The 25,455-nt window shown below is 70.1% G+C and carries 23 protein-coding genes and 1 pseudogene; 13 read left to right on the top strand and 11 right to left on the bottom strand.

What is annotated here, in order from left to right; genetic code table 11:
* The first annotated feature begins 181 nt into the window (after window positions 1–181).
* The 6 genes from PUR53_RS16405 (at window position 182) to PUR53_RS16380 (ending at window position 6,430) form a co-directional block, all read left to right on the top strand.
* The gene (locus PUR53_RS16405) at window positions 182–1,099 is read left to right on the top strand and encodes a VOC family protein (RefSeq protein ID WP_329894931.1); all 918 of its coding nucleotides are present in this window, start codon (window positions 182–184) and stop codon (window positions 1,097–1,099) included.
* 149 nt (window positions 1,100–1,248) lie between these two features.
* Window positions 1,249–2,145, top strand: a complete 897-nt coding sequence (locus PUR53_RS16400; protein ID WP_329908701.1) for an ABC transporter substrate-binding protein — start codon at window positions 1,249–1,251, stop codon at window positions 2,143–2,145.
* Window positions 2,146–2,332: 187 nt separating this feature from the next.
* Window positions 2,333–3,136, top strand: coding sequence for a GntR family transcriptional regulator (locus PUR53_RS16395; protein WP_329908700.1), 804 nt, complete (start codon window positions 2,333–2,335; stop codon window positions 3,134–3,136).
* A 279-nt stretch (window positions 3,137–3,415) separates the two neighbouring features.
* Window positions 3,416–3,832: a zinc ribbon domain-containing protein gene (locus tag PUR53_RS16390; protein WP_329908699.1), complete on the top strand. Its 417-nt coding sequence runs from the start codon at window positions 3,416–3,418 to the stop codon at window positions 3,830–3,832.
* Window positions 3,833–3,893: 61 nt separating this feature from the next.
* Window positions 3,894–5,165 carry a CaiB/BaiF CoA transferase family protein gene (locus PUR53_RS16385; protein WP_329908698.1) on the top strand — a complete coding sequence of 424 codons (1,272 nt, stop codon included), beginning with the start codon at window positions 3,894–3,896 and terminating at the stop codon, window positions 5,163–5,165.
* Window positions 5,166–5,251: 86 nt separating this feature from the next.
* Window positions 5,252–6,430, top strand: a complete 1,179-nt coding sequence (locus PUR53_RS16380) for an acyl-CoA dehydrogenase family protein (RefSeq protein WP_319233854.1) — start codon at window positions 5,252–5,254, stop codon at window positions 6,428–6,430.
* A 709-nt stretch (window positions 6,431–7,139) separates the two neighbouring features.
* Here the strand turns inward: PUR53_RS16380 and PUR53_RS16370 are convergent.
* On the bottom strand, window positions 7,140–7,634 hold the full coding sequence (locus tag PUR53_RS16370) for a flavin reductase family protein (protein WP_329894926.1): 495 nt from the start codon (window positions 7,632–7,634) through the stop codon (window positions 7,140–7,142).
* A complete protein-coding gene (locus tag PUR53_RS16365; RefSeq protein ID WP_329908697.1) occupies window positions 7,631–8,812 on the bottom strand; it encodes an acyl-CoA dehydrogenase family protein in 1,182 nt (393 codons plus the stop codon). The genes PUR53_RS16370 and PUR53_RS16365 overlap by 4 nt, the downstream gene beginning before the upstream one ends.
* A 409-nt stretch (window positions 8,813–9,221) precedes the next feature.
* Here PUR53_RS16365 and PUR53_RS16360 point away from each other — a divergent pair, with 409 nt between their 5' ends.
* Entirely contained in the window at window positions 9,222–10,172 is a 951-nt protein-coding gene (locus PUR53_RS16360) for a helix-turn-helix domain-containing protein (protein WP_329908696.1), read from the top strand.
* Window positions 10,173–10,255: 83 nt separating this feature from the next.
* Here the strand turns inward: PUR53_RS16360 and PUR53_RS16355 are convergent, their stop codons facing one another.
* From PUR53_RS16355 to eno, 6 genes are all read right to left on the bottom strand, one after another.
* The gene (locus PUR53_RS16355; RefSeq protein ID WP_329894923.1) at window positions 10,256–11,122 is read right to left on the bottom strand and encodes a 3-hydroxybutyryl-CoA dehydrogenase; all 867 of its coding nucleotides are present in this window, start codon (window positions 11,120–11,122) and stop codon (window positions 10,256–10,258) included.
* A 281-nt stretch (window positions 11,123–11,403) separates the two neighbouring features.
* A complete protein-coding gene (locus PUR53_RS16350) occupies window positions 11,404–12,309 on the bottom strand; it encodes a LysR substrate-binding domain-containing protein (RefSeq protein ID WP_329908695.1) in 906 nt (301 codons plus the stop codon).
* Window positions 12,310–12,393: 84 nt separating this feature from the next.
* Window positions 12,394–13,494, bottom strand: a complete 1,101-nt coding sequence (locus tag PUR53_RS16345; RefSeq protein WP_329908694.1) for an alcohol dehydrogenase catalytic domain-containing protein — start codon at window positions 13,492–13,494, stop codon at window positions 12,394–12,396.
* Window positions 13,495–13,564: 70 nt separating this feature from the next.
* Window positions 13,565–14,116: a carboxymuconolactone decarboxylase family protein gene (locus PUR53_RS16340; protein WP_329894920.1), complete on the bottom strand. Its 552-nt coding sequence runs from the start codon at window positions 14,114–14,116 to the stop codon at window positions 13,565–13,567.
* Between the two features lie 25 nt (window positions 14,117–14,141).
* Window positions 14,142–15,164: a VOC family protein gene (locus PUR53_RS16335; protein ID WP_329894919.1), complete on the bottom strand. Its 1,023-nt coding sequence runs from the start codon at window positions 15,162–15,164 to the stop codon at window positions 14,142–14,144.
* 93 nt (window positions 15,165–15,257) lie between these two features.
* The gene (gene eno, locus PUR53_RS16330) at window positions 15,258–16,568 is read right to left on the bottom strand and encodes a phosphopyruvate hydratase (RefSeq protein ID WP_329908693.1); all 1,311 of its coding nucleotides are present in this window, start codon (window positions 16,566–16,568) and stop codon (window positions 15,258–15,260) included.
* 384 nt (window positions 16,569–16,952) lie between these two features.
* Between eno and PUR53_RS16325 the strand changes: the two genes are divergently transcribed.
* Entirely contained in the window at window positions 16,953–17,546 is a 594-nt protein-coding gene (locus PUR53_RS16325) for an NADPH-dependent FMN reductase (RefSeq protein ID WP_329894917.1), read from the top strand.
* 88 nt (window positions 17,547–17,634) lie between these two features.
* Here PUR53_RS16325 and PUR53_RS16320 read toward each other — a convergent pair whose 3' ends face one another.
* Window positions 17,635–18,666 (bottom strand): LacI family DNA-binding transcriptional regulator, encoded by a 1,032-nt coding sequence (locus PUR53_RS16320; RefSeq protein ID WP_329894916.1) that lies wholly within the window; start codon window positions 18,664–18,666, stop codon window positions 17,635–17,637.
* Window positions 18,667–18,847: 181 nt separating this feature from the next.
* Between PUR53_RS16320 and PUR53_RS16315 the strand changes: the two genes are divergently transcribed.
* Window positions 18,848–19,627 carry a fumarylacetoacetate hydrolase family protein gene (locus tag PUR53_RS16315; RefSeq protein ID WP_329894915.1) on the top strand — a complete coding sequence of 260 codons (780 nt, stop codon included), beginning with the start codon at window positions 18,848–18,850 and terminating at the stop codon, window positions 19,625–19,627.
* 177 nt (window positions 19,628–19,804) lie between these two features.
* Here the strand turns inward: PUR53_RS16315 and PUR53_RS16310 are convergent, their stop codons facing one another.
* A complete protein-coding gene (locus PUR53_RS16310) occupies window positions 19,805–21,070 on the bottom strand; it encodes an MFS transporter (protein WP_329908692.1) in 1,266 nt (421 codons plus the stop codon).
* Window positions 21,071–21,800: 730 nt separating this feature from the next.
* Between PUR53_RS16310 and PUR53_RS16305 the strand changes: the two genes are divergently transcribed.
* From PUR53_RS16305 to PUR53_RS16290, 4 genes are all read left to right on the top strand, one after another.
* Window positions 21,801–22,805, top strand: coding sequence for a C-terminal binding protein (locus PUR53_RS16305; protein ID WP_329894913.1), 1,005 nt, complete (start codon window positions 21,801–21,803; stop codon window positions 22,803–22,805).
* Window positions 22,802–23,866 carry a phosphotransferase family protein gene (locus PUR53_RS16300; protein ID WP_329908691.1) on the top strand — a complete coding sequence of 355 codons (1,065 nt, stop codon included), beginning with the start codon at window positions 22,802–22,804 and terminating at the stop codon, window positions 23,864–23,866. The genes PUR53_RS16305 and PUR53_RS16300 overlap by 4 nt, the downstream gene beginning before the upstream one ends.
* 56 nt (window positions 23,867–23,922) lie before the next feature.
* The gene (locus PUR53_RS16295) at window positions 23,923–24,453 is read left to right on the top strand and encodes a cupin domain-containing protein (RefSeq protein WP_329894911.1); all 531 of its coding nucleotides are present in this window, start codon (window positions 23,923–23,925) and stop codon (window positions 24,451–24,453) included.
* 157 nt (window positions 24,454–24,610) lie between these two features.
* Window positions 24,611–25,147 carry a hypothetical protein gene (locus PUR53_RS16290; protein WP_329894910.1) on the top strand — a complete coding sequence of 179 codons (537 nt, stop codon included), beginning with the start codon at window positions 24,611–24,613 and terminating at the stop codon, window positions 25,145–25,147.
* A 17-nt stretch (window positions 25,148–25,164) separates the two neighbouring features.
* Here PUR53_RS16290 and PUR53_RS16285 read toward each other — a convergent pair.
* Window positions 25,165–25,455 (bottom strand): annotated as a pseudogene (locus tag PUR53_RS16285) (hypothetical protein); the annotation flags it as partial.

Below are 25,455 nucleotides of genomic sequence, written 5' to 3'. Positions count from 1 at the left end.
TGAACCATAGTGCATACACATTGCCGGAGGAAGGGGGTGCGTCGTCGCTCTACCAAAGGGGCTACAGCCCTCTGCCTGGAAATGCTTTCCCTGGGTGTATGGACATCAAGCCACGGAGGTGTACACACTTATCGAGGGTGCTCGTGCGTGATGCGGGCTACCAGAACCATGAGGAGTGCACATGTTGCGTGTCAAAGGTCTCCTGCACTACGGACTCCAGGTGCCGTCGCTCGAAACGGGCTCGGACTTCTACGGCGCGTTCGGACTGGAGACGGCGGAGCGCGGCAACGCGGTGGTGATCCGCTGCGACGGTCGGGAGCAGGACCAGACGGTGCTGATGGAAGGGCCGGTCAAGCGGCTGCACCACGTGGCCTTCGCGGTGGACCCGGACTCGCTGCCCGAATGGCGGCGCCACCTGGAGGGGCTGGGCCTGAAGCTGCTGGACGCGCCGGCCGAGGTACCCGGCGGGGTGTGGTTCCGCGACCACGAGGGAAACCTGGTCAACCTCCGGGACGAGGGGATCGCACCCTGGCGCGAGTTCGGAACCACGGACGCGCAGGACGCCAACGTCGGTGACCGCATCCGCCGGATCGACCAGGCCCGCTGGCTGAACGCGAGTGAGAACACCCGCCCCCAGCGACTCGGACACATGCTGATCTTCAGCTCCGACGTGAGCGCCTCCGAGGCCTTCTACACCCGCACCCTCGGGCTGCGCCTGTCCGACCGCATCATCGACGGCGGGCCCGTCTTCATGAACTCGGGGCCCGGTGACCACCATGTCTTCGGGTTCGTCCCGGGAACCCACCCCGGCCTGCACCATTCCAGCTGGATGGTCGCCGACATCGACCAGATCGCGATGGGCGCGCGGAACATGGCCGCCGTGGGTTACGAGAAGGGCTGGGGCCTGGGCAGGCACACCCTCGGCTCGAACCTCTTCCACTACATCCAGGACCCCTGGGGCAGCTGGATCGAGTACTCCGGCGACATGGACCGCATCACCGAGAACTGGCAGCCGAACGACTGGGACTGCCCGGCCGCCATCTGGAGCCCCGAGATGCCGGCCGACTTCATCACCAACCAGGAGGACAAGCCCGCCTGACATGTCGTGGTGCCACCGCCGTGGCCCCCTGTGTCGCCGGTCTTGAGCCCCTGCCGCCCTGCCCCGTGGCCGCCCTGCCCCGTGCCCGACCTGCCGCCTGACCGCCTGGCCCCAAGGAGTCGTTCCATGCAGAGTTCGGAGAGTTCTTCATGTGTTCCGCGCTGAGCGCGCCGCACCCGCCCGGCGAGCCCTCCCGACAGCTCACCGTGGGCGTCTTCCCGGGCGCCGGCGGTGTGCATCTTCACCACGCCATCGACTCCGGGTACTTCCGTCAGGCCGGGCTGGAGGTGAACCTCGTGCAGGTGGTCTCCTCCGACCAGCAGTTGGCGGGCTGGAACGACGGTGACTTCGACCTCATGCACACCTCGCCCGACCACCTGCTGCGCGGGCTGCTGCAACGCGACCCGGTGGCCGTCCGGGCCGAGGGCATCGGCGAACTCGCCGTCCACCGGCGCCACGGAGCGCCTCTGCCGACGGACCGGTGGGCGGTCGACAACGCGCACAGCGCCTTCGCGTTCGTGCTGCGCGCCGTTCTCGCCGACGTCGCCGCCTCGCCGGTGACCGACGACCGACTCGTCCCCGTCGGCGGTACGTCGCAGAGGTTCCAGGCCCTGCTGTCGGACGCCGTGGACGGCACCACACTCCATCCGCCGTTCGACACCCTCGCCGCTGAGCAGGGCTTTGCCCGCGTCGGCGGCCACCTTCAGGTCGTACCCGACCTCATCACCAACGTGGTGGTGGCCCCACGTGGGACGGCGACGACGTGGCACACCCGTGCCTACGTCGAGATCTGTCGCAAGAGCACCGAGGAACTGCTGGCCTCCGGCGCGCCGGGCGTCGAGGCGGCCCTGCTGCGGCACGGCATGCCCGAGGCGACCGCCCGAGCCGCCGTCCCCGGTCTCCTCGGGCCCGCCGGCCTGTCGACCTCACCCGAGGTGACCCGATGCGGCCTGGAGGCGGTGGCCGACCTGCGCCGCCGCTACACACCTGACTGGCAACCCGCCGGCCCGCTCACCTCCCTGATCGGACCCGGCCAAGAACGCTGACCCGGGTCACCCCCGAGACGAAGGCGCGGCCGGTGCGCCACCCCGGACCACCGACCGGGCGGGAGCCCGCCAGGTGGATACAGTCACCGGTCTCCTGAGCCCGGTCGAAGGCAGACACGGCAGTTCCCACTGTGGAGTTGGGAAGGCCCTCTGTATCGGCTGCATACACCTGGGTACACTCCTCGGCGTGAGCAGGAGCAGAAGCGAGTCCCGCGAGGAACAGCGGCCGGCCGACGACGAGGGCGGGGCGCGGGCCCGGTCCGGGTCGTCGGGCGAGAGCCCCACGGCAGCCGCGGGCGGGCGTCGCCTCGCTCTCGACGTCCACGCGCGCCTGCGCACCATGATCCTGAACGGGGAGCTGCCTCCGGGGTCGGCGCTGCTCCAGGCCGAGATGGCCCGGAAGCTGGGCGTCAGCCGCACGCCCATGCGCGAGGCGTTCCGGCTGCTCCAGGAAGAGGGCCTCATCGACGCGCGGCCCGACCAGCGCGCGCGGGTGCGGTCGGTGGACCCCGAGGACCTCGACGCCGTCTACGGGGCCCGCATCATGCTCGAATCACTCGCCGTCAGCATGACCGCCAAATCGTTCACGGCTGCCGACATCGAGCGCATGAGCGACGCCCTGGAACGGATGAAGGCGTTGGCGGTCGACACTCAGCCCGACGAGTGGCACGCGGCGCACCACGCGTTCCACGGCATCGCCACCCAGGCGGTGGGGCCACAGCTGCAGCGCATGATCGCCTCGCTCGGAGAACACAGCGAGCGCTACATCCGCCTGGCTCAGCTGGGCGCGCCCGCGTCATGGGGCAAGGCGTACGCGGAGCACGAAGCGCTCCTGGAGGCGCTGCGCGAGAGCGATCCGGCCGGAGCCGCCCGCGTCGTCGCCCGTCATCTGGCGCGCACCGCGCTGAGCGTGCTGGCGGACATCGCCCCCGAGTACGAACCCACCGCCACCCGGACGGCCCTGGGGCTCGCGGGCAACGGCCAGTCCTGACACGTCCGCCGCTCCTGTCTGGCACCGTCGGTGGTGCGCAGCGGCCCCCCAGCGATCCGTCCCGGTCCGGGGTGTTCTCCCGCGCTGTCAGGTTCTCGGGGCCGTAGCGAGCGTAGCGCCTGGAAGGTGGCTCTGACCTCGGGGAACGGAACGCGTCCGGCGCACAAAGATGCGTCAGCTCGTCGTTGACCGGCGGTCCGCGGCAAGGCCAGGGTGGTGGAGCCGGATCGGATTCCGATCTCCCGTTTCGGGTCACCGAACTGCGTGAAGGGGGCCGTGATGCTCCAGACAGACATCCGTGAAGACGGCGAGCTCAGGCAAGACGACGAAGCGACAGCCGCCGCCACGACCACGCTCGACGCACCGGCGGAGCACGGCGAGCTGTTCTTCCAGCGCTGTCTCTGGTGCGGCACTCCGGCCTACCGCCGCTCGTTCTGCCGTGCCTGCGGCTCCGTGACGTTTCGACGCGAACGCAGCGCGGGCGACGGGATTGTCGTCCGTCGCCACGGCCAGGTCCCGCACCACACGTGGTTCGTCGCGATGAACGAGGGCTTCAACCTGCTCTGCCGGACGACCGACACGGCGTCGGTCACGGTCGGATCGAGGGTGAGTGTCGTACGAGCGGTCGCTCCCCTCGGTCAGGGACTTCCCGTCGTCGAACCCACCCGCCCGCCGACTTCGGAGCGCCGGTGGTGACGGGTACGGCCGGGACATTGCCGTACGCGAGCGAAGGACCGACGAGTAGAGAGGAAGGTGCGTGAGCACCCAGCACAATGCGCCGCACGAAGCGGCCGGTGTTCCCGGAGGAGCGGGGCGCGGGGCGCTGGAGGGCCTGCGCATCGCCGACTTCTCCCGGGTTCTCGCCGGGCCCTACGCCACCATGCTCCTCGCCGACCTCGGGGCGGACGTGGTGAAGGTCGAGCGGCCGGACATCGGGGACGACACCCGGGCTTGGCACCCGCCGGCGGACCACGACGGCACGTCGACCTATTTCCTCGGCGTCAACCGGAACAAGAGGTCCGTGGCCCTGGACCTGACGACCGACGCCGGCCGTGAACAGGCTCGCGCCCTGGTCGCGGAGTCCGATGTGCTCGTGGAGAACTTCCGCCCCGGAACCATGGAGCGGCTCGGCCTCGGCCCTCGCGAACTCCGTGCCCGACAACCGGGGTTGGTCTACTGCTCGATCAGCGGCTTCGGCGGCGGCGCGGGTGCGACGATCCCCGGATACGACCTGCTGGTGCAGGCCGTCGGCGGCCTGATGAGCGTGACCGGTGACGCGGCGGGGGAGCCGGTGAAGGCCGGCGTGGCCCTCGTCGATGTGATCACCGGCCTGCACGCGTCGCTGGGCATCCTCGCGGCCCTCCGGCACCGGGACGCCACCGGGGAAGGGCAACTCGTGGAGGTGAACCTGCTCAGTTCATTGCTGTCCGCCTTGGTCAACCAGGCGTCGGCGTTCGCCGTCGCCGGTGTGGTCCCAGGCCGTATGGGCAACGCGCACCCGAGCATCGCACCGTACGAGACCTTCTCCGCCGCCGATCGTCCGATCGCCATCGCGGTGGGCAACGACCGGCAGTTCGCGGTGCTCGCCGACCTCGTCGGAGAACCCGGTCTCGCACGAGACGACCGCTTCCGCACCAATGCCGACCGGGTCGCCCACCGCACCGCACTGCGCGACATCCTGACGCGGCGGCTGGGTGCCGCCGGCGCGGACCACTGGTCGGCCGTCCTGTTGGCCGCCGGCGTGCCCGCCGGGCCGGTCAACACCCTTGACGAGGCATTCGACTTCGCCCGGAAGCTCGGCCTCCCCGGCATCGTCGAGATCCCAGCCTTCGAGAACCCCGCCGTCGCGACCCCCGCCGACGGGGCAAAGGGCAGGCCCTTCCGCCAGGTCGCGAACCCCATCGCGCTGAGCGGCACGCCCCCGCAATACCGCCTGCCACCACCCCGTCTGGGCCAGCACTCCGCGGAGATCCTGCACGGCCCTTCAGACGACGACCACGCCCCTGCGCCGGACCAAGCGGACGGCTGACGTTCCGACGCGGGCACCACGACCGACCGGTCACCGAGATCACCGACCGATTCCCGAACGATCACCACCAACCCCAGGAGTACACGATGAGCGGCGCCAAGCCGATGAAGGACCCCCTCGATCTGCTCGACCTCCCCTCCACCCTCACCGACGAGGAGCGTGAGATCCAGGCCACCGTCGCCAAGTTCCTCGCCGACCGGGTGCGTCCGCACATCGGCGAGTGGTTCGAGAACGCGCACTTCGCACGTGAACTCGCCCCGGAACTCGGCAAGTTGGGCGTTCTGGGCATGCACCTCGAAGGCTACGGCTGTGCCGGGACGAACGCGGTCAGCTACGGCCTCGCCTGCCTGGAGCTGGAGGCCGCGGACTCCGGCTTCCGCAGTTTCGTCTCCGTGCAGGGCTCGTTGTCGATGTTCTCCATCTGGAAGTGGGGCTCGGAGGAACAGAAGCAGGAGTGGCTTCCCCGCCTCGCCGCCGGTGAGGCGATCGGCTGCTTCGGGCTGACCGAACCCGACTTCGGCAGCAACCCGTCCGGGATGCGTACCAGCGCCGTCCGCGACGGTGCCGACTGGATCCTCAACGGCTCCAAGATGTGGATCACCAACGGCGGCATCGCCGATGTCGCCACCGTTTGGGCCCAGACCGAGGACGGCATCCGCGGCTTCCTCGTCCCTCGCGGGACTCCCGGCTTCACCACCCACGACATCAAGCAGAAGATGTCGCTGCGCGCGTCCATCACCTCCGAGCTGTACTTCGACGACGTACGGCTGCCCGACTCGGCCCGACTGCCGCACGCCCAGGGCCTGCGCGGCCCGCTGTCCTGCCTGAACGAGGCCCGCTTCGGCATCCTGTTCGGCGCGGTCGGCGCGGCCCGCGACAGCATCCAGGCGGCCATCGAGTACGCCGACTCCCGCGTGCAGTTCGACAAGCCGATCAGTGGCTTCCAGCTCACCCAGAAGAAGCTCGCCGACATGAGCGTCTCCGTGGGGAACGCCGCGCTGCTCGCCGTGCACCTGGGCCGACTCAAGGACCAGCACCGCATCCGGCCCGAGCAGATCAGCGTCGGCAAGCTCAACAACGTCAGGGAGGCGATCGCCATCGCGCGCGAGTGCCGCACGATCCTCGGTGCCAACGGCATCTCCCTGGAGTACTCGCCGCTGCGCCACGCCAACAACCTGGAGTCCGTCCTCACCTACGAGGGCACCAGCGAGATGCACACCTTGGTCGTCGGGCAGGCCATCACCGGCTACCCGGCGTTCCGGTGACCGCCGCGGACCGGGTGAGACGCCCCTGAACATCGTCGTACTCGTCAAGCAGTCCCGGACACGGCTGCCGAACGCACGCTCTCCGGGGCCCACCACACCCTTGACCGCGAGGACGCCGCCGTCGTCCTGGACGAGATCGACGAGCGCGCGGCGGAGGAGGCGCTGACGCTGAAGGAGACGGCGGGCGCCGAGGTCACCGTCGTTGTCGATGGGACCCGAATCGGCGCGGGAGGCCATCCGCAATTGCCTGGCGATGGGGGCGGACCGAGGCATCCACATCTGCGACGACCCGCTCCACGGAGCCGACAAGAAGAAGCCGGTGGAGACGGTCGATCTCGATGACCCTGTGCCCGACGCGGACGACACAGGGTTCCGTGTGACCGGCACCCGTGTGGTGAAGGCCGTACCGCGTCCGGCGCGGGTCGCGGGAACCCGGATCACCGACGACGGCTCGGCCGGCCGGCGCCTCGTCGACTTCCTGTTCCTCGTCGACCACGACGAGGACGTGTCCACAAGTCCACGTACGAACTCCTGGCCGCCGCACCGACGGCTGACCGGCCGCGACGTTCGCCTCCGCCTCCGCCCAGATCGGCAACTGCTTTTGCCGGCCCCACCGTTGGAGCCGGTTGAAGCGCGACCGGTGCGCCGAGGTGGAGCTGCCGACCCGGCACCCGCAGGGTGGTGGGCCGGCAGCTCCACCTCGCAATCGTCAGGCGGCCAGGCGCCGGAATCGGCTGCCGTGGAACACCAGCGGCTCCCGGTCGGGGTCAGCCTTCAGCCCGTGGATCTCCAGCAGGACGATCGTGTGGTCGCCGCCGGGGAGTTCGGCATGGACCGAGCAGTCGAGCCAGAGGTTGGCACCGTGGACGTACACACCGCCGTCCTCGCCGCTCTCCCAGTCGACGTCCGCGAACCGGTCCCCGCTCCGAGCGGCCAGCGAGCGGCAGACCAGGTCCTGTCCCTCGGCCAGGACGCTCAGACCCAGCCGGTTCTGGCTGCGCAGCCTCGGCCAGGTCGACGAGGTGTCCTGAACACAGACCGACACCAGCGGCGGTTGGAGGGACACCGGTGTGAACGTACTGGCGGCCATGCCCACGGGCGTCCCCGCGTCGAGGGCGCACAGGGCCGTCACCCCGGACGGGAAGCAGCCGAACGCCTGGCGCAGCACGGCCGGATCCGTCGGCGTCGTCACGAGCGGGCTCATCGAACGCCCTCCTGACCCGACAGGACCGCGCCCAGACGCCGCAGTGAACCGTTATTGCCGGCCACGTGCTGGGCGACGCAGCGGACGTCGCGCCAGCGCCGCTGCAGGGGGTTCGAGCTGTACAGCCCGGAGCTGCCCGACAGCGTCATGATCTCGTTGAGGATCCGGATGCCCTCGTGGTGGATGTGCTGATGGCCGCCGGTGTAGCCGAACCACTCGGCCGGGGTGGGCTCGTCTCCCGCGAGCGCCCGGTTCATGACCGTGCCGCCGGTCTGTTCGAGCAGTGCCCACAGCGCGGCGGTGCGCAGGTGCAGTTCGGCGAACTTCTCCTGGAACACCGGGTCCTGGCCGATGACCACCCTCGGGTCGAACGCCGGCCGCTTGGTGGCGGCCAGTTCCGCGAGGTCGCTGAGCGCGCCGTCCAGACAACCGATGACGACGGCGTCGTGCGAGGCGCCGGTGGCGGTGTACGGCAGGTCGTAGAAGGGGGCGGGGATGTGGTTGTCGCCCGTCAGCGGGCCCGTGAAGCGCTCGGGAACGAAGACGTCGTCCATCGTGAAGTCCGTGCTCTGCGTGGCCCGTAGGCCCACCGCGTCCCAAGTGTCGAGGAACGTGGCCCGCTCGGGGCGGAGCAGCGCGACCCGCATGTCCGGGCGGCCGTCCGGCAACGGGGACGCGTCCTCGACCACGAAGCCCGCCAGCAGCCAGTCCGGGGTGAACGAGCCGCTGGCCAGCGGCCACCGCCCACTGAGCCGGTAGCCGCCCGCCACGGGGGTCGCCCTGCCCTTGGGAGCTATCGCCCCACGGAGCATCAGGTCGGCGCCATCGCCGAACACCTCTTTCTCGAGCGTCTCCCGCGGCAGCGACCGTACGAAGAACCAGGCCATCGAGGCCGCCTGAACGGTCCAGCCGGTCGACCCGTCGGCCCGTGAGATCTCCCGGACCACCTGAGCGCTCCGCACCAGGTCCAGCTGCTCGCCGCCCCATTCCCGGGGCAGGCTCATCCGGAACACACCGGCCTCGCGCAGAGCGGCGACGATCTCCGGGGGCACGGCTCGGGCCTCCTCGGCCTCGGCGGAACGCGCGGCGATCTCAGGCAGCTGCGCACGGACGCGGCCCAGTACGCCGTCGTCGGCCTCCCGGTCGTGGGACGGGGCCGGTTCGAGCAATGTCGTCATGATCGATCCTTGGGATGTGTGCGGTCAGGGAGCGTCTGGGCCGCTGCGTGGCTGAGGGAGGACGCCTCACACGGCTTGCGCGGGACGACCGCTCCGGTGGGAGGACGGCGGCCGTTCCGGGAAGGTCGGCGTGGGCGGACAGGCGCGCCCGTGGCCGTGCCGGCCCGTCTTCGCGGGAGCGTTCGTGCTCGTCCTGCACGAACGCCGTACGAGGCGCCTCGGGCAACTGCTCGCATGATGCGGGGCGGGAGGAGGGTCCTGCTTGTGTACGGGAGCACAGGTAATTTGCGTGGCTGAGAACACTGCCCGGGAGCCGGTGGCGGATCGCCCGGGAGGACTTATCATTCCTCGCCAGGAGTGCCGTCCGAGCCCGTTCCTCGGGGGCCGGACGCACCGGGAGGAGAGCCGTATGCCCCGGATCACGACACCGAGCGAAGGCACGGCCGGCGAGCGACTCGCATACTGGCGGGACGCCGTGAGCCAGAACCTCGTGCCCCTGGAGGTCCGGCCGCGCGAGAGCGCCGACTTCAGCGCGTCACTGCACGCCGTGCGGGTCGGCCAGGTGCAGATGTCGGTCATCTCGGCCGCACCGCACAGCATCGCGCGCACCCGTCGGCACATCGCCTCCGACGCCCCCGACTTCCTCCAGCTCACTCTGCAGCTCACCGGGCGGGGCGTGCTCACCCAGCGGGACCGCCAGGCCCAGGTGGGGCCGGGGGAACTGGTCATCTACGACACACGCCGTCCCTTCACCTACGATCTCGACCAGTCGCACAGCGGCCTCGTACTGATGTTCCCGCAGGCCATGTTGCAGCTGGGGGAACGTGATCTGGCGCGCGTGACGGCGACGCCGGTGCCCTGTCACGACGGCCTCGGCCAGGTGGTCCTGCCCCTCCTGCACGGGCTGGCACGCCAGATGGAGCACGTGGAGGCCCGAGCCACGCCACGGCTCGCCGACAACATCATCGACCTGGTCGGCACGCTACTCGTGGAGCACGCCGACGCGGTGCGGACCACCGAGGCGGACGGCTCGGGCCGGCTCACCGAGCGTGTCCTCGTCCACATGGAACAGCGACTCGCCGACCCCGGGCTGAGCCCCGAGGGGATCGCGGCCGCCCACCGCATCTCCCGTCGCTACCTGTACAAGTTGCTGGCGGCGCGGGGGTACACGGTCTCGGGGTGGATCCGGGAACAGCGACTCGCCCGCTGCCGCCGCGACCTCGCCGATCCGTCCCTGGACCACCTGCCGGTCGGCGCCATCGGAGGGCGCTGGGGTTTCGCGGACCCGGCCCACTTCAGTCACGCCTTCAAGGCGAAGTACGGCATGAGTCCCCGAGAGGCGCGCACGGACCGTCGATGACGTCGGCCGGCCGACGACGCAGGAGTCGATGACGTCGGCCGACTGGCGACGCAGGAATGGCCGCGAGGGCTGTCGACGGGCCCTCAGGCCGACGTGTAGCTGAAGAAGCCCTGCCCCGACTTACGTCCCAGCAGACCCGATTCGACCATGCGGCGCAGCAACGGGGGAGGGGCGTACAGCGGCTCCCGGTACTCCTCGTACAGCGCCTCGCCTATGGCCGCCACCGTGTCCAGACCGATGAGGTCGGCGAGGCGCAGCGGCCCCATGGGGTGAGCGCAGCCGGCGGTCATCCCCGTGTCGATGTCCTCGGCCTTCGCCGTGCCGGAGCCGACCATCCGCACCGCTGCCAACAGGTAGGGAATCAACAGGGAGTTCACCACGAAACCCGCACGGTCCTGCGCGACGATCGTCCGCTTGCCCAGGGTCTCGCCGGCGAAGGCACGCACCCGCTCTTCCGTGGCCTTCGAGGTGTGCAGCGTGGGGATGATCTCGACCAGCGGCATGACGGGGACCGGGTTGAAGAAGTGCAGCCCCACCACCGCCTCCGGTCGACCGGCCGCGGCGGCGAGCCGGGCGATCGGGATCGAGGAGGTGTTGCTCGCCAGCACGGTGGCGGGGTCGGTGACCACCTCGCCCAACCGCCGGAACAGCTCCGTCTTGGCCTGCTCGTCCTCGACGGCGGCCTCGATGACCAGGTCCGTTCCGTCCAGTCGGGAGAGGTCGCCGGTGACCGAGATGCCGGCCAGAGCGTGTGCGCGGTCGTCGGGCGCGATGGCCCCCCGCTTCTCCGCTGAGAGCAGGGAGTCCGCCACGCCCGCCAGACCGGCACGGGCCCTGTCCTCGGTCACATCGCACAGCGTGACGTGCAGCCCGGCCCGGGCGCACACCTCGGTGATGCCCCGGCCCATCTGACCCGCGCCGACGACGCCCACGTGCTTGATCGCTGTCATGCGTCTCTGCCTGCCCTCCGTCGGGCGGCGGTCGACCGACGCCGCCTCCTGTGTGGTGTCGTGTCGAGCGTAGGCCGGGCACACCCCCTCTGACCTGCCCGGATGGTGCGACATCCGCGCACAAACATGCGTCGGTCCGACGTCTCCTCGACCATCGCCCGGACTGCGCGTCACGGTTCTCCGCACGCCGTCCCACGGTGTCTTGGAGGCCGCGCGCCGGGTGTGCGCACATGCCGACGAGGCGTCCGGCTCGTGCCGGACGCCTGCTGTGGAGCGGTGCCTCAGACGGTGGCCGTGGCGGCGGCGGCCTCCCGCAGCCGGTGGATGACGCCGCGCACCGCGGGCGAGGTCTCGCCCTTGCGGTAGGCGCCGACCAGCCGGGTGGTCAGTGTCACGTCAGCCAGCGGACGGTACGTCACTCCGGGGATGCGCACGAGGCGCAGCGAGTCAGGGACCAGAGCCACCGCGAGGCCGCCGCCCACCAGCGTCAGCGCCGCGATGAAGTCCCGCACCGGAGGAGCGCACCGCGGTGTGAAGCCCCCGCGCTCCGCCACTTCGAGGATCTGGTCGCGGCAGCCGAACTCCTCGTCGAAGTACGGGGCCACGAACTGCTCGTCGCGCAGCCGTGCCGCCGGAACCGCCTCGTACGCCGCCAGCGGAGCGGTGGCCGGCACCGCCAGGACGACCTCCTCGGTGAGCAGGCAGGTGGCCGTGACCTCGGGCGGGTACTCCGGCCTCCAGCGCAGGAAGCCGACGTCGATGTCCCCACAGGCCAGCGCTTCCAGCTGGGCAGGTGTCTCCAATTCGCTCACCTGCACGGTCAGTTCGGTGCCGGGGGCGGTGCAGCGGGTGAGGACGTCGGTCAGCACCCCGGAGAACGCGGCTGAGGCGACGTACGCGATCTGGGCGTGCCCCAGCTCCCCGCGACCGGCGCGTCGCCCCACCGCCTCGGCCCGCGCGGCCTGGGCGAGGGTCAGCCGGGCCTCTTCGAGGAACAGTGCCCCGGCACCGGTGAGCGCGGGGCGCGTGCGGCGCCCCCGGTCGACGAGCCGTACGCCGAGATGTGACTCCAGTGCTCGGATCTGGGCGCTGAGCGCCGACGGAGCGAGATGCAGACGGTCCGAGGCCCGGGCGAAGTGCAGTTCCTCCGCGACGACGACGAACGATTCCAACCAGCGCAGTTCCATCGGCTCCTCCGTTCCGCTGGGACACCCCGCGGCGGCGTCAGGGCAGAACAGGACCGCCACGGGGTGGGTAGGGGGATCCGCGATTCAGGGAATCACGACGTAGTTGCTGAATCCGCCGTCGAGGTCCGTGGCGCGTCCGGAGATCGCTTCGTTGACCTCGGACAACGGGAACGGCTTGGTGATGAGGTAGGACAGGTCCAGGGTTCCGGTCGCCACCATGTCGGCCACTTCCTGGCCCTGCGCGGTGGTGAACCAGTTGGAGCCGATCAGCTGGACCTGCTCGTCCATGAGCCACTTCACGTCCACGGGCAGCCGGTCGGCGACGCCTCCGACGTTGACCACCCTGCCGCCGCGCCGGACGCCCTGCATGGAGTCGAGCATCGTCTCCACCGGGGCCTTGGCACCGAGTGCGCTGATGACGAAGTCCGCGCCCTCGCCACCGGTGCGGGACTTCGCCCAGGCGCCGGTGGAGCCCTCACCGAGCCGCATGACCTCGATCCGGTCCGGGGCCAACTCCTTGACCCGCTTGAGGAGTTCCTCGTTGCGGCCGGTCCCGAGCACCCTGGAGACACCGGAGGCCAGCGCGAGGAGGGTGGCGGCGACACCGAGGGTGCCGGTGATGCCGTCGATCAGCGCGACCTGGCCGGGGCCGGCCGCCGCGTGGCGGAGCGCTCCGTAGGAGGTGCCGATGTAGCCGAGCTTGCCGGCCTGCTCGAACGACATGGTGTCGGGGATGTTGACGATCGCGTGTTGCGGCGCGGTCATGTACTCCGCGAAGCCGCCGTAGGGGTAGAGGTCGAAGATCCGCTGGCCGTCGCGCGAGGTGCTGAAGTAGCCGTTCAGGGTGAAGTAGCGGCATCGGCTGAGCTCGCCGCCGCGGCACACCTGACAACTTCCGCAGGACCGCAGCGGGCTCACATAGACGCGGTCGCCGGGTCTGGTGTTGAGGACGGCCTCCCCGACCGCCTCGACGACACCCGCGGGGTCGAGACCGAAGATCGCGGGGAGCTTGGGGAGCGGCTGGTGCGGGTACCAGGTGGGCCAGTTGTTGATCACATTGGCCATGTTCGGCACGATCCCGCACGCCTTGACCCGCACCAGTACGTCGGTCGGCCGCGGGGTGGGCACGTCGATCGTGTCCACGGACATCGGCTCACCGAGCGCGTGCAATCGTGCAGCGAGCATTTTCGCCATTGAAATACTCCTTGGAACTGCTCCGTCCCGAGCGGCCGGGCGCGGAGAAAACAGGAATGCCCTACGAATTGGGGAACGGGTTCGGGTAATTTTCCTCGAGGTCGATGCCCAGCAGTCCCATGATGCGGACGCCGGAGTTGTACCAGGCGATGGACAACGACAGTTCGACCATCTGCCGGTCCGACAGGTGCTCGGCGGCCGCACGCCACGTCTCCTCCGAGACGTCGACCCGCAGCGTGGACTCCTCGGCCAGGCGCATGACCGCCTTCTCCGTGGCGTCGAACAGGTCGGACGACTCGAAGTCGGCCACCGCCGCGAGCTGTTCCGCGCTGAGCCCGGCCTTCAGCCCGTGCGACTGGTGGTGTGCGACCTCGTACGCCGACCGCGTCGCGTGGCCCACGGTCAGGATGGCCAGTTCACGCAGGCGGGGGCTGAGGTCGGCGGCCCGCAGCGCGTTGGCGTAGGTCAAGAAGGCGTCCAACTGGGTCGGCGCGTTGGTCAGAGCCAGGAAGATGTTCGCTGTCGGGACCTTGCGTTCGGTCTCCAGCCGGTCGTACAGGGGCTTCTGCGACTCGTCGGCGTCCTCGCGGCGCAGATAGGGGACGCGTGCCATGGTCTCTCCTCGGGGGTTGAACGGATCAGCGGGTGGACCGGGACTGCTCGAGCAGGAACCGCTCCAGCGACATGGGCTTCGGCGGCTCGGCCGGCGGAATCTGCTTGACCCCCGCGAAGGGCGACGCCTCGAAGTACCACTTCTCCAGCGCCGGCAGGCCCCAACGCGCGTTGGTGCTCAGCGACCCCGCGTCCCAGCGGACCGGCTCGATCTCGGTGTCGATCGTCTGGTAATGGCTGTTGAAGACCTCCACCCGGTGCCCGTCGGGGTCACGGAGGTAGGCGAAGAGCATCCCGCCCGGACCGTGCCGACCGGGGCCGCGCTCCACGCCCTCGCCGTAGCCCTGGATCCCCGCGAAGTCGCAGGCGGTGAAGATGTCGTGGCTCTCGGAGACGGTGTACGCGAAATGGTGCAGGGCGGGACCGGTGTTCTCGACGATCGCCAGGTCCAGACAGGTGCCCTTGCGGTACATGAACGCGCCCAGCAGCTTGTCGCCGTGCGCCAGGTACTCGGAGTTGCGGAAGCCGAGTTCGCCGTAGAACGCGCATAGCTCGTACGTGTCCGGCGCGAAGGTCTGGTAGTGGTCCAGCCGCTGCGCGTGCGCGCCCTTGTGGAGCTGGAAGTCGATGTGCAGCCTCGGCCGGGTCTCCATGTGCGCACAGAGTTCGAGCGGCGTACCGATGGGGTCGCTGACGTGCAGGGTCCGGCCCTGGTACGGGGCGTCGACCCACTCGGCGGGCAGCCCCCGCTCACGGAACCAGTCGTACGCGAGGTCGAGGTCCTCGTCGAAGAACACCCGGAAACCGATTCTCCGGCACGAGCCCGCGCCCGCCCCCTCGCCCTCATCGGCCTGTTCCAGTACCAGGCTGTGGTGGCAGGCCTCCGACAGACCGCGGAGGTAGCAGGTGCGCTCGTCCTCGTCGCTGACGACGAGTCCCAGCACGTTCACGTAGAAGTTCCGGCTCTCGGCCAGATCGGCGACGGTGAGCCGGACATGGCTGGAGCGGGTGATGTTGAAACTCGGGCGCAGATTGACGGGTGGCAGCATGCTGGTCTCCGTGCTCGGATCGGCTCTGTAGGGGCGCTGGCTTGATTTCAGTGTCGCGCGGCTGGTTTTCGGCTCTGCGGTGACGGCCCGGATCTACGGTTCGGCCGTCAGGGCATCGGATCCGGTGAAGGTGAATGCGGACCACCCGCTGAATTCAGCGGATGCGCCGAGGGACTCCTCGATGCGCAGGACCTCGTTCCACTTGGCCATGCGCTCGGAGCGGGTGAACGAGCCCACCTTCAGCTGGCCGGCGTCCCAGCCGACGCTGAGATGGGCGATGGTGATGTCCTCGGTCTCGCCGGAACGCGCCGAGACGATCGTGCCGAAGCCGGCTTCCTTTCCGGCACGCAGGGCCTCGAACGCCTCGGTGATCGTCCCGGCCTGGTTCGGTTTGACGAGGACGGCGTTCACCGAGCCGTCGCCGGCCGCGGCCTCCACCCGCTTGGCGTTCGTGACCAGGTAGTCGTCGCCGATCACCTGGCAGCGTCGTCCATGGCGCCGAGTGAATTCGAGCATGCCGTCGTGGTCGTCCTCGCCCACCGGGTCCTCGACGGACAGGATCGGATACTGCTCGATCCAGTCGCCCAGCATGTCGATCAGGGCTTCGGTGTCGAGGGTGCGGTCGTCCAGAGCGAGCGTGTACCGCCCGCCGCTGCCGAACTGCGACGCCGCGACGTCCAGTGAGATGCCCACCTCGGTCGCGGGAGTGAAGCCCGCGGTCTCGATGGCGCGGGTCAGCGTCTCCAGCGCCTCCTCGTTGGAGTCGAAGGCGGGCCAGAAGCCGCCCTCGTCCGCCACGCCCTGGGCCTTCCCGGCCGCGCGCATCAGGCTTCCGGCGGCCCGGTAGATCTCCGCGGTCCAGTCCAGGGCATCCGAGAAACTGCCCGCGGCCGGGCACATCACCATGAAGTCCTGGACGTCGACCCGGCGGTCCGCGTGGGCGCCGCCGCCGAAGATCTGGATCTCGGGCAGGGGGATGCGGACCGGGCGATCGCCCGCCAGGTGCCTCCACAGCGGTACGCCCGCCGACGCGGCGGCGGCGTGCAGGACGGCCATGGACGTGGCCACGATGGCGTTGCCGCCGAGACGGCTGCGGTCGCTGGTTCCGTCGAGATCCACCAGGAGCCGGTCGACCGTCTCCTGGTCGATCGCGTCATGGCCGGTCAGTGCGGGCGCGATCTCGTGGTTCACCGAGCCCACCGCGCCCTGGACGTCGAGCCCACCGAAGCGACTGCCGCCGTCGCGCAGGTCGAGTGCCTCGCCCTGGCCCGTCGAGGCACCCGCCGGTGCGATGGCCCGCCCGATCGCGCCGTCCGCCAGGTGGACCTCTACCTCGACGGTCGGCCGACCGCGTGAATCCCACACTCTGCGGCCCTGGAGCTTGGCGATCCGCGCATCTGACATGCGGTGCAACCTTTCGGAGTTCGGACGACCGGACGACCGTCGGGGAGTCCGTGCCTGTCGTCGGGGGAGGGGCGTCCGCACGACGGGAGAGGTACGGCGGCGCCGAGAGCGCGCGAAGGCTCGTACATCTCCCCGTCGATATGTGCTAACGATAGCGCAATCGTGCGAACTGCCGACGGCAATGTCAAGAGGCAGGCTGCTCGTCATTTCTCTCAGGTCGCCGTGCGACGTAGATCTCTTGGTGCGGACGACGGTCAATGCTATCGTTCGCACGATCCCGCTCCGACAAGGACTCCGGCGGGCCCGCGCCGCCTGGATGGACGGACAGCACAGGTGGGGCGGGCCCGCCGGACCGGGGCGTGGCGAAAGGAGAGCGAGCCCGCTATGGCAGCCGAAACCTCTGTGACGCCGATGACCCTCACCACTGTGGTGGCCAGTACTCGCCCCGGGCGGGTGGGAAGGTCCGTCGCGGACTGGTTCACCACCCGGGCCGCGGAGTACGACCGGTTCGAGTCGCACACCGTCGACCTGCGGGAACTCGCCCTCCCCTTCTTCGACGAGCCGCATCCGCCCGCCCTGCGGCAATACACGCGGGACCACACCCGGGAGTGGAGCCGGATCGTCGAGGCGTCGGACGCGTTCGTCTTCGTCACCCCCGAGTACAACGGTGGCTTTCCCGCCCCGCTGAAGAACGCGTGGGACTACCTGGTGGTGGAGTGGCAGCACAAGCCGGCCGCGTTCGTCAGCTACGGAGGCGTCTCGGCCGGCACCCGGGCGGTGCAGATGGGCAAGCAGGTCGTGGCGAACCTGAGGATGCTGCCGATCGGCCCGACCGTGAGCATCCCGTTCGTCAACGAGCTGGTCGAGGACGGAGTGTTCCGGCCCGGGAAGATCCACGAGAGCGCGGCCGAGCAGGTGCTCGACGAACTCGCGCGTACCGCCGGCGTCATGCGCCGGCTGCGCGGCGGGACGTACTGACCCGACCGGCGCGTTCGACGGGTGCGGGCGAAGGCGCCCGGAGCGGTTGGCTCCGGGCGCCTTCGTGTGCCGGTGGGGCCGACGCGGTTCAGCGGGACTTCGGCGAAGCCTTCGGGCGAGGAGGTGCCGTGCTGCCGCGCAGGATCAGCGATCCGGGGGAGACCGAGGTGTACGGGCCGTCGTTGTCCGGCGTGGTCTTGAGGCGACGCATCAGCCACAGCGCGCAGCCGGTGGCCATCTCCTGGATCGGCAGACCGATCGTGGTGAGCCCGGGCCCCCACCAGGAGAACCCCGGCTCGTCACCGAAACCGATCACGGACAGCTCCCTGGGCACCTTCGTGCCCTGCGCGGACAGTTCCTCCAGCACCCCCCGGGTGAGCTGGATCGATCCCAGCACCAGTGCGGTAGGGGCGTCCGGGCCCTTCAGCAGCCGGCGCACCGTCCGCCGGCCGTGCTCCACGGACGACGGCGGGCCCAGCTCCACACGTCCCGCGTCGTCCGGCAGGCCGCCCTCGCGCAGTGCGCCGCGGAAGCCGCTCAGACGCTCCGCGCCGGTGGGCAGTTCCTCGGGACCGCCCATGTACGCGATCCGCGTGTGCCCCTCGGCGACCAGGTGGCCCGTTGCCCGGCGCAGCGCCTCGTGGTCGTCCACGCCGAACCACTGGGAGCCGAGCGACGGGTGGCGACGCAGCAGTTGCAGATGCGGCACCGTGCGCAGGAGCTTGACGGAGTCGCCGTGCGGGCGCGCGGTGGGCACGATGATGACGCCTGCCACGCGGGTCGCGGAGAGCTCCCGCAGATGGCGCAGTTCCACCATCCGGTCGTCGTCGGTCTCCGCGAGCATCAGCTGGAAGCCCTCGGCCTCCATGTTCTTGGACAGCTCGTGCGCGATGGTCGAGTAGAAACTGTTGCGGATGTCCGGGATCACCAGCGCGACCACGTTGCTCGACGCCCCGCGCATCATCCGTGCCGCGCGGTTGCCGACGTACCCCATCTCGGAGGCGGCCTGGCGGACCTTGAACTTGGTCTCCTCGCTGATACGGGAATCGTCGGCGAGGGCGCGGCCGACCGTGGAGACGGAGACACCGAGGCGTTCCGCGATGTCTTTGGTCGTGACCATCTGAGGCCCCCTAGAGCTGACTGATTCCCGTCCGTCACTTTCCGTGTGCCAACGATAGCGCACATGTTGCGCTCCGTGGCCGGAGAAGGGAGGTGCGGGGCTGATCGACAGTGCGTGCTAACGTTAGCATTGCTGAAGGGATCGTGCAGCCGTCTGTGGCTGCCTGGCTACGGAGGTGTCCGTGCGGATCATCAGGTATGCCGCCGAGGGCGTGCGTCATTATGGAGAACTCCTTCCCGGGGATGCCGGAATCGCGAGATTCGAGGGGGACCCTTTCACCGGACTGTCCCCCACCGGGCGCGTCGACGACCTCGGTGACGCCGTCGTTCTCGCGCCGCTGGAAGAGCCCCGGATCTTCGGTTTCGCCTACAACTACGCCTCACACATCGACGAGACCGATCGTGAGGTCCCGGAAGTTCCCGTGTGCTTCATGAAGCCCAGTACGGCGGTCATCGGCCCGGGTGATGCCATCGTCTATCCGGCGGATGGCGAACTCATCCACTTCGAAGGCGAGTTGGTCGTTGTCATCGGGAAAAGGGCCCGCCATGTGAAGCCCTCGGAGGCGCACGAGTACATCCTCGGCTATACGTGCGGCAATGACATCAGCGACCGCGTCGTCCAGCGCAGGGAAAGCGCGTTCGGTGCGCTCCTCATCGGAAAGGGGCAGGACACTTTCGCTCCCCTCGGACCGGTCATCGCGACCGAACTCGACCCTTCGGCGCTGACACTCACGACCCGGGTGAACGGGGCCGTCACGCAGTCGGCGAGCACGGCCGACCTGCTGCTCGCCGTCCCCGACATCGTCAGTTACCTCAGCCGCTATCTGACCCTGCTGCCCGGTGACGCGATCATGACCGGTACGCCCTCCGGCGTCGGGCCGATCCGTCCCGGGGACGAGGTCGAGGTGGAGATCGAGGGCATCGGAGTCCTGCGCAACCCTGTCGTGGCCGAGAGCCTCTGACGCGGACGCCCGCCGGGCGACCACGCACCGGGGCCTGCCCACCGCCCAGCGGTGAGCAGGCCCCGTGGCATGTCCGCGCCGCGCCGACGGCCCCCGCCGGTGACACGGACACGCCACGGTGGTGCCCCGGGCGGAAGCCCGGGGCACCACCGTGGCGGAAGCGCGGTGGGCCGGTCGCTACCGGGCCGCGTTGTTGAACTCCGCGGTGCGGACGAAGGCCAGGGCGATGACGCCCAGCAGCGGCAGCACCGTGACCTGCAGCAGTCCGGCCTGGGCCCAGCCGAAGGAGTCCACCAGGGCGGCGAAGAGCAGCCCCGAGAAGGCCGCCGGCCCGTAGTAGCCGGTGACGAAGAGGCCGGAGGCGCGTCCGATCTGGCCGGGGCGGACGGCCCGCTGCATCGCGCTGTTGGTGTTGGGATAGATGAAGCCCAGCCCGAAGGCGCCCATGAGGAAGGCGAACAGGCACTGCGGCCCCACCGCGGCCTGTGTGGTGTAGATGCACACGCTGATGGCGGAGACGCCCAGCAGGCCGACCATCAGCAGGTTGCGCTGGTTGAAGCGGTCGCCGAGCCAGCCGCCGAACACCGCCGTCATGCCGCCGAAGCCGAGGAAGCTCATGGCCAGTGCGGCCTGCGTCGGGGCGTAGTGCAGCGAGGTGATGAGGAACGTCGGGTACAGACCGAGGAATCCGTAGATGGCCACACCGCTGATGACCGCGTGAACGGCCAGGGCGACGGTGTTGCGGTTGTAGGGGGACGCCGGCATGTACGCGTAGGTCCCGGTCGAGGCGACCTTCTCGACGGAGGTCTCGGTCAGGCCGCTCTTCACCAGGAACAGGGAGACGGCGGCGATCAGCAGTCCGGCGGCGCCGAACAGGTAGAACGGCGAGTGCCAGGTGCCGTGCATGCTCATCAGCTCGACACCGATCAGCGGCGCGATGAACACACCGATCGAGTAGCCCACGCCGATCACACCGAAGGCCAGGCCGCGCCGCTGGGCGAAGAAGGCACCGATCGCCGCGAAGATGGCGGCGGACTGCATGCCCTCACCGAAACCCGAGACGACCCGGTACACCGTCATGTCGGCGAAACCGGTCGCCAGCGGCGTCGCCATCGTGCCCAGGGAGTAGATCACGATGCTGACCAGCAGCACGGTCTTGCGGCGGAAACGGTCCAGGAGATAACCGGCGGGAAGGCCGGCGAGGGCCATGCCGAGCGTGAAGTTCGTCGCCAACAGCCCGCCCTGCTCCAGGGAGAACCCGTACTCCTCGCGGATGTTGGGCAGCAGGGGAGGGAAGACCTGGCGGTCCATCGCGTTGACCATGTAGGAGAGGACGATCAGCAGGAATCCCACGCCGATCATGGGGCGGGAAAGGGCACGCCGGTCGCTTTCCTGGGTTTCGGCGGACACCGCGGTGGTGTCGACTTGCGCTGCCTGAGTCATAGCGGCTCCTGAAGGGGAATGGGCCACGGCGAGCCGCGGCGGACGCATCGCCGGTACGGGGCCGTACGGGCGATGAGAGAAGCGGCGAGCAGAACACGGACCGGTGTCGACGGCGGCTCTGTGCCGTCGACCGGCGGAATAGGGGGCGAGGGCGGGCTCCTGCGCGGTCGGACACCGCATACGGAATTCAGCCGTGTATCGCCCGTCGGGGACGTCCGTGGCTATGGCGTCTTCGACAACCGGACTTCGTGCGGACACTTCTCGGTCGCACGGTCGGCGCTGGCAGAAACCATGAAGGGAAGTACCGGGCGCGTCAAGACGCGCACACCGCTTTTCTTCGCCACCCCTTGTTTTCTCCGTGGTGGCGCGGTTCCTCCGCCCGGAAATGGGTCTGCTGCTCGATCGCGGCGATCGGGTGTGCGTCGCACTCTTGACGTGGCGAAGACTCTGAATGCTATCGTTAGCATCGCGTGGCTGTGACAAAGTGATCCGACATGTCCTGGGATCCCGTGATCCGCTCCAGGGACGTACCGCGGCGCCTGCCCGACCACAAGTCGGCGGGCACCGACGAGACCAGCGCCCCCACCGAGCCACCCCCAGGCGGCCGACGGCCCATCGGACATGCCGTCGGCCGCCCTCCCGGGTGGCGATCAACCCGCTCACCGGACGCGACCGGGCGCGCAGCCCGACCGTCCGCCGCGGCCGTACGACTCTGCGAGGACGACCTGCCATGAACCGACCGAGCCGACCGGGCACCGTGCTGCTCACCGACTACGCCTGGCCCGACGACGCCGTCGAGCGATCCGTCATCGAGAAGGCGGGCCACACCTTGGTGACCGGCCCCGCCGAGCCCGCCTCCGCCGAAGCCATCGAGAACCTGGTGGCCGAGCACCGGCCCGCCGGCATCCTGACGTGCTGGGCACCCGTCTCCGCCACCGCGATCGGCGCCTCGCCGGACCTGCGGATCGTGGCCAGGCTGGGCGTCGGCCTCGACAACATCGCCGTGCGGGCGGCCACCGACCGGGGCGTCTGGGTCACCAACGTGCCCGACTACTGCGTCGAGGAGGTCGCGGACCACGCCGTCGGCATGGTGCTGGCCTGGACCCGGGGACTGGCCGTGTTCGACCGGGACGTCCGCGCGGGCCACTGGAACCCCGCCAGTGCCCGGCTGCGCCGACTGTCGACGCTGACCTGCGGCGTCGTCGGTTACGGGCGCATCGGACGCGCCACCGCCGGCCGCCTCGCCGCGTTCGGCTGCCGGATCCTGGCCCACGATCCGTACCCGCCGAAGGACGCCCCCGGAGTCGAGATGGTGGGCCTGGAGGAACTGCTGCGCCGCAGCGACGTGGTGATCCTCCATGTGCCGCTCACACCGGACACGCACCACCTCATCGGAGCCGAGCAGTTGGCGCTGATGCAGCGCGGCGGCCTCCTCGTCAACGTCAGCCGGGGCGGCCTGGTGGACACCGACGCGGTGATCAAGGCGCTCGCCAGTGGGCACCTGGACGGGGCCGCCTTCGACGTCCTGGAGAGCGAGCCGCACGTCCCCGACGGACTGCTGGCCCAGCCGGGCGCTCTGCTCACCCCGCACGTGGCCTTCTCCTCCGACGCCTCGGTCACCGAGCTGCGCCGCAGAGCCGCCGAGGAGGTCGTACGGATCCTGGAGGGCGAGACACCGGCCCACCCCTGCAACAGCCCCCAGGACCTGCCCGCCGGTTCGGGCGGCCCGCGATGACCGCGTCCGCCACGCAAGGGGGCCCGGAACCGGCGCCGGACACCTCACTCACCGACTTCCTCCTCACCCACAGGCTCACCGTGTCCGGCGAGGCCGCACGCTGGACGCCACTGGCCGGCGGCGTCTCGTCCGACCTGTGGCGGGTGGACCTGCCGGGACGCTCCCTGTGCGTCAAGCGAGCCCTCGCCCAGCTCAGGGTCGCCGCCGACTGGCAGGCACCGGTCTCCCGCAACGCCTACGAATGGGCGTGGATGCGGTTCGCCTCCCGGCACCGGCCGGACAACGTGCCGGAGCTCCTGGCACACGACGCCGAGGCCGGACTCTTCGCGATGGCGTTCCTGCCCTCCGAGCGGTACCCGGTGTGGAAGGCACAGCTGTTCGGCGGCCAGGTGGAGGTGGCGACCGCCGCGGCTGTCGGAGAACTGCTCGGGACCCTGCACGCGGCGAGCGCCGGCGATGCCGCCCTCGCCGAGGAGTTCGCCACCGACGACAACTTCGACGCGCTGCGCATCGAGCCGTACCTGCTGGCCACGGCGGCGGCGCACCCCGCTCTGAGCGACCTCCTCTGGGGCCTCGCCCACCGCACGGCCACGACCCACCTGGCCCTGGTGCACGGCGACGTCAGCCCCAAGAACATCCTCGTCGGCCCGGCCGGGCCCGTCCTCCTGGACGCCGAGTGCGCCTGGTACGGAGATCCCGCCTTCGACCTGGCCTTCTGCGCCAACCATCTGCTCCTCAAGAGCCTGGTGGTACCCACGCGCCGAGCCGATCTCCTCGACTCCGCCCGGGCGCTGGTCGAGGAGTACCTCCGATGCGTCGACTGGGAACCCCGGCCGGCTCTGGAGGCGCGGGTCGCGTCACTGCTGCCGGCGCTGCTGCTCGCACGCGTGGACGGCAAGTCGCCGGCGGAGTACCTCACGGACGACCGGCACCGGGAGTTCGTCCGCACGGTCGCGGCGGTCCTGCTGCGGGCGTCGGCCCCGACGGTGGCGGACGTCCTGGACGCTTGGGCGGCCGCGTTCGAGAGCCCGGCCCGACCCGGCAGTGACCAGCTCGACTGACCGAACCAATTCGTAGGGGCTCCCGCACCTGGCGGACCCGACCGAGGGAGAGACATATGCGGAGAGTCGTCACCGGCCACGACGAGAACGGCAGGTCGGTCGTCGTCAGCGACGGCCCCGTCCCGCGCAGCCGGGAGTTCACCAGCCTGCCGGGCTGGGTGTCCCGGCTGCCGTGGGCCACCGAGCCCGGCGAGCCCGTCAGCCGGGCGGGGGAGGACCCCACACCGAAGGTCACCAGCCTCCTCCCGGCGCCCGGCGGCACGCGGTTCATCGTCCTGACCTTCCCTCCGGACAGCGCGATGGCCGACCCGTCGTTCGACCCTGTCGCCTACGGCCAGGAAGCCCTGGCCGACTCACCCGGCCTCGCGGAGCTCTTCGAGCCCGACGGCATGCACACGACGCCGACCGTGGACTACGGCATCGTGCTGCGGGGCGACATCGTCCTCGAACTCGACGACGGCCACTGCACCCCACTCTCGGCAGGGGACCTCGTCATCCAGAACGGCACCCGTCACGCCTGGCGCAACCGCAGTGACCATCCGGCCACCGTGGCCTTCGTCCTCGTCGGCGCGGAGCGCGACGGCTGAGAGGGACATCACCGGTCGAAACCGGTACGGCATCCGGCACCCGTGACCTGGCCTCCTTTCGGGCACAACCATCATGCTCACCCCGCGTGGTGGCGTGTTCCCTGCGGCCAGGCGGGGCGAGCATGTGGCAGCCCTGTTCGCGCACCGAGGGGATGCGATGCCCGATCGCGCCGACCGTGACCGCCCCGAGGGCGTCGCGGCAAGGGAGACCCTGTGGCGACAGCCGTCGGAGCAGTGGCTGTTCAGCGGCATCTACGGACTGGTGCTGGCCAGTGCCATGGCGGCCGCGCTGGACGCGACGGGGGAGGAGGCCGATCCCGGTGCGGACGCGCTGTGGGTGCTGATCACCGCGCTGGCGTCCGGTGCCGCCCATGGGTACGCGCACGTCATCGCCCAGCGTGCGTCCGGCGACGGGGCAGCCACCACCAGCAGACTGCGGTCGGTGTTCGCCGAGTGGCCCTTGGTCGCCGCCGTGCTGCCCACGGTGGGGGTACTGCTTGCCGCAGTGGCCGGGTGGTGGGCGGAGGCCACTGCGGTGGACACGGCCCTGCTGTTCAACACCGTCGCCTTGTTCGGCCTGGGCACCTGGGCCGCCCGCAGGGCCGGGCAGGGATGGCCGTCCTCGTGCCGGGCAGGGGGCCTGGACATGCTGATCGGCCTAGTGATCATCATGCTGAACGCCCTGATCCATTAGCTCTCGTGGCGGGCCGGTCAGTACAGCTTGTTGACGGCCGTGGTCGTGGTCTTCTTGAAGGCGGCCACGGGTGCGTCGGTGAAGTCGTCCATCTGCTGCCACTGGACGACGGTGACGGTCCTGCCGTCCCGTCCGACCGACATCAGGGCGACGTCGTTGGCGCCCCAGGACGTCTCGGTGTTCAGACCGCGGACGTGGGCGCCCTCCTCGACCGGAAGCGTGCCGTAGTCCCGGCCCTCGGCGTCGACGTCGGGCGAGGCCGCCTCGAGGCGGTCGGCGCAGGTGCGGATCAGGTCGTCGTAGTGCTT

It is taken from the genome of Streptomyces sp. SP18BB07 (genome assembly GCF_036322545.1).
Classification (GTDB): domain Bacteria; phylum Actinomycetota; class Actinomycetes; order Streptomycetales; family Streptomycetaceae; genus Streptomyces; species Streptomyces deccanensis.
This window is presented reverse-complemented; position numbering and strand designations above follow the sequence as displayed.

Coding starts and splice junctions, on each gene's coding strand:
- PUR53_RS16405 (WP_329894931.1), top strand. CDS start 182: ATGTTGCGTGTCAAAGGTCTCCTGCACTACGGACTCCAGGTGCCGTCG.
- PUR53_RS16310 (WP_329908692.1), bottom strand. CDS start 21,070: ATGACTCAGGCAGCGCAAGTCGACACCACCGCGGTGTCCGCCGAAACC.
- PUR53_RS16350 (WP_329908695.1), bottom strand. CDS start 12,309: ATGGAACTGCGCTGGTTGGAATCGTTCGTCGTCGTCGCGGAGGAACTG.
- PUR53_RS16300 (WP_329908691.1), top strand. CDS start 22,802: ATGACCGCGTCCGCCACGCAAGGGGGCCCGGAACCGGCGCCGGACACC.
- PUR53_RS16345 (WP_329908694.1), bottom strand. CDS start 13,494: ATGCTCGCTGCACGATTGCACGCGCTCGGTGAGCCGATGTCCGTGGAC.
- eno (WP_329908693.1), bottom strand. CDS start 16,568: ATGTCAGATGCGCGGATCGCCAAGCTCCAGGGCCGCAGAGTGTGGGAT.
- PUR53_RS16320 (WP_329894916.1), bottom strand. CDS start 18,666: ATGGTCACGACCAAAGACATCGCGGAACGCCTCGGTGTCTCCGTCTCC.
- PUR53_RS16335 (WP_329894919.1), bottom strand. CDS start 15,164: ATGCTGCCACCCGTCAATCTGCGCCCGAGTTTCAACATCACCCGCTCC.
- PUR53_RS16365 (WP_329908697.1), bottom strand. CDS start 8,812: ATGACGACATTGCTCGAACCGGCCCCGTCCCACGACCGGGAGGCCGAC.
- PUR53_RS16290 (WP_329894910.1), top strand. CDS start 24,611: ATGCCCGATCGCGCCGACCGTGACCGCCCCGAGGGCGTCGCGGCAAGG.
- PUR53_RS16370 (WP_329894926.1), bottom strand. CDS start 7,634: ATGAGCCCGCTCGTGACGACGCCGACGGATCCGGCCGTGCTGCGCCAG.
- PUR53_RS16325 (WP_329894917.1), top strand. CDS start 16,953: ATGGCAGCCGAAACCTCTGTGACGCCGATGACCCTCACCACTGTGGTG.
- PUR53_RS16390 (WP_329908699.1), top strand. CDS start 3,416: ATGCTCCAGACAGACATCCGTGAAGACGGCGAGCTCAGGCAAGACGAC.
- PUR53_RS16360 (WP_329908696.1), top strand. CDS start 9,222: ATGCCCCGGATCACGACACCGAGCGAAGGCACGGCCGGCGAGCGACTC.
- PUR53_RS16355 (WP_329894923.1), bottom strand. CDS start 11,122: ATGACAGCGATCAAGCACGTGGGCGTCGTCGGCGCGGGTCAGATGGGC.
- PUR53_RS16305 (WP_329894913.1), top strand. CDS start 21,801: ATGAACCGACCGAGCCGACCGGGCACCGTGCTGCTCACCGACTACGCC.
- PUR53_RS16295 (WP_329894911.1), top strand. CDS start 23,923: ATGCGGAGAGTCGTCACCGGCCACGACGAGAACGGCAGGTCGGTCGTC.
- PUR53_RS16400 (WP_329908701.1), top strand. CDS start 1,249: ATGTGTTCCGCGCTGAGCGCGCCGCACCCGCCCGGCGAGCCCTCCCGA.
- PUR53_RS16340 (WP_329894920.1), bottom strand. CDS start 14,116: ATGGCACGCGTCCCCTATCTGCGCCGCGAGGACGCCGACGAGTCGCAG.
- PUR53_RS16380 (WP_319233854.1), top strand. CDS start 5,252: ATGAGCGGCGCCAAGCCGATGAAGGACCCCCTCGATCTGCTCGACCTC.